This is a genomic window from Pseudoxanthomonas sp. LjRoot204_2 (assembly GCF_056175765.1).
The window spans coordinates 1-2686 of sequence record NZ_JBGFFG010000439.1; the positions used below are offsets into that span (position 1 = coordinate 1).

General features: G+C 69.8%; 2 protein-coding genes. One reads left to right on the top strand and one right to left on the bottom strand.

Going from position 1 to position 2686, the window contains the following annotated elements:
- A partial coding sequence (xseA, locus tag AC04L7_RS16210; RefSeq protein ID WP_475513414.1) for an exodeoxyribonuclease VII large subunit occupies positions 1-1048 on the bottom strand: 1048 nt, incomplete at its 3' end.
- 119 nt (positions 1049-1167) lie between these two features.
- Here xseA and AC04L7_RS16215 point away from each other — a divergent pair.
- Positions 1168-2451 carry a sialidase family protein gene (locus tag AC04L7_RS16215; RefSeq protein ID WP_435997897.1) on the top strand — a complete coding sequence of 428 codons (1284 nt, stop codon included), beginning with the start codon at positions 1168-1170 and terminating at the stop codon, positions 2449-2451.
- The last annotated feature ends 235 nt before the right edge of the window (positions 2452-2686 follow it).

Consider the following 2686-nt stretch of genomic DNA (forward strand, 5'->3'; position numbering starts at 1 on the left):
GCGCACGCAGCACCGCATCGGCATGGCGCAACGCGGCCAGGCGGCGCGCGTGGCGGTCACGCCAGAGGACGTGGAGGCGACGGACGGCATCCTGCTGGCGCCGCCCGAGCATCTGCAGCCGCGCTTGCGGGCGCTGCGCGTGGAGCCGCAGGGCGGCGCGGTCCGCGCGCTGCATGGCATTGCGCATGCGATGTGCCTGGGTGGTCGCGAGCCGGCGCTGAAACGTGCGAACGCGCGACAGCAGGTCGCGCTGGTCCGGCACCAGCAGCTCSGCCGCGRCCGWGGGCGTGGGCGCGCGCAGGTCGGCRSMGAAGTCGGCGAKGGTGAAGTCCGTCTCGTGTCCGATGGCGGACACCACGGGGACCGGCGAGGCCGCGATGGCGCGCGCGAGGCGTTCATCGTTGAAGGCCCAGAGATCTTCCAGCGAGCCGCCGCCGCGGGCGACCAGCAACACGTCGTAGCGCCCGCTGCGCGCGGCGCGCTGCAGCATGTCGACGATCTGCGCCGCCGCTGCCTCGCCCTGCACCTGCACGGGCAGTACATCGACATCCACCAGTGGGTAGCGCCGTTGCAGCACGCTGAGCACGTCGCGCACAGCCGCGCCGGTGGGCGACGTCAGCACGGCGAGGCGTCGCACATGGGCGGGCAGGGCACGCTTGCGTGCGTCGTCGAACACGCCTTCCGCTGCGAGCCTGGCCCGCATCTCCTCGAAGGCGCGGCGCAGCGCGCCTTCGCCGGCCTCTTCCAGGCTGTCGATCACCAACTGGTAATCGCCGCGCGCTTCATAGAGCGTCAGCCGGCCGCGCGCGAGGACGCGCAGTCCTTCGCGGGGTGCGAACTTGAGCCACTGGCTCTTCGGCTTGAACATCGCGCAGCGCACCTGCGCACGCGCATCCTTCAGCGTGAAGTAGAGATGGCCCGAGGCCGGACGGGTGACATTGCCCAGCTCGCCTTCCACCCACACGAGCGGAAACGCGCCTTCCAGCAGGTCGCGCGCCAGCGTGTTGAGCTGGGTGGGCGTGAGGATGTCGCGGGCGGTGTCGGTCATGGTGCAAGGATAAACGCTCGCGACGAAGCGCACCGCGAATGCCTGCGACAGACGGTCGCACCCAGTGAGGCGGCTTCCGTGCTGGAATGGCGCGGTCCCGTCGGCCGGAATCGTCCCTCATGCTGAAGTCCCGCTGGTCCCGTCCGTGGTTGCCGGTGTTGCTCGCCTCGCTGGCCGCCTGTTCGCCCCCGGGCGAACCTGTGCCCGTGGCCGTTGTGCCGTCACCGGTCGTGGACGTGGCGGACCTCCCTTCGCCGCCGGGCGCCGCACAGCCCGACCTGGTCTCCACGCCGGACGGCGCGCTGCTGTTGAGCTGGGTCGAACCGATGGATGGCGCAGGCCATCGCCTGCGTTTCAGCCGCCGGCCTGCCGGGACGCAGGGCTGGGAGTCGCCGCGCACGATCGCCGAAGGCGACGCATGGTTCGTCAACTGGGCCGACACCCCGCATGTGTATGCCCTGCCGGACGGTTCGCTGTGGGCGCACTGGCTGCGCAGTACCGGGCCGTCGCGGATGGACTACGGAATCGACCTGGTGCGCTCSGGTGATGGCGGCACGACGTGGAGCGCGCCGCAGCTGGTGCATCCGTCCGGTACGCCGGGAGACCATGGTTTCGTGACGTTCTGGCCGCAGGCACGCGACCGGCTGGGTATCGCATGGCTCGACAGCCGGCAGAAGGCGGCGTCCGGACATGCGGGGCACGACGGTGGAGGACACGACCACGCAGGCGGTGCGGCGATGATGCTGCGTGCCGCGACCTACGATCCGCAGGCGAAGCAGGTGGGAGAGTGGCCACTGGACGCATCCACCTGCGATTGCTGCACCACTTCGTCCGCGGTGACGGATCGTGGCGTCGTGGTCGTCTATAGAGGACGTGGCGATGGCGAGATCCGCGATACGCGCATCGTTCGCTTCGACGGTCAGCGCTGGACGTCGCCTCGCGACGTGCATGCGGATGGCTGGAAGATCGCCGGTTGTCCCGTCAACGGGCCGATGGCGGTGGCGGACGGTGCCACGGTCTGGGTCGCTTGGTACACGGAAGCAGGTGGCGTGCCGGAACTGCGTGCGGCACGTTCGGACGACGCCGGCGATACGTTCGGTGCGCCGGTGACGCTGGCGAAGGGCATGCAGGTGCTGGGTCGCCTGGGTTTGGTCCATGGCGATGGCCATCTCCTGGTGAGCTGGCTGGAGCAGGCGCAAGACGAACGCCAGACGCTGGTACTGGCACGCTACGACCACGCCTGGGCCGGCGCGCGGCGCGTCGATGTCGCCACCCTGTCCGCACGTGGACGCGCGAGCGGCATCCCGCGATTGCAATGGCACGACGATGCCGCGTGGCTGGCGTGGACCGATGTGGCCGGCGAGAAGCCACGGTTGCTGGGTGCGCGCGTCGTATTCCCCTGACGCGCCAAGGTGCGGCACTTCGTCGCACCTGACTCCGATGATCTGTCCCGCATAAAATCGCGCGGTGATCCGTTCGTCCGCCTTCCTCCGACCGATGCTGCAGCTGGCCTTGCTGGCGGCGCTGCTGATGGCGTTCGCGCCGTCGGTAACGCGGTGGGTGACCGCCACGGGATCGCAGATGCTGGCAGGCTGGACCGAGTTGTGTACGACCGATGGCATCAAGTGGGTCGATACG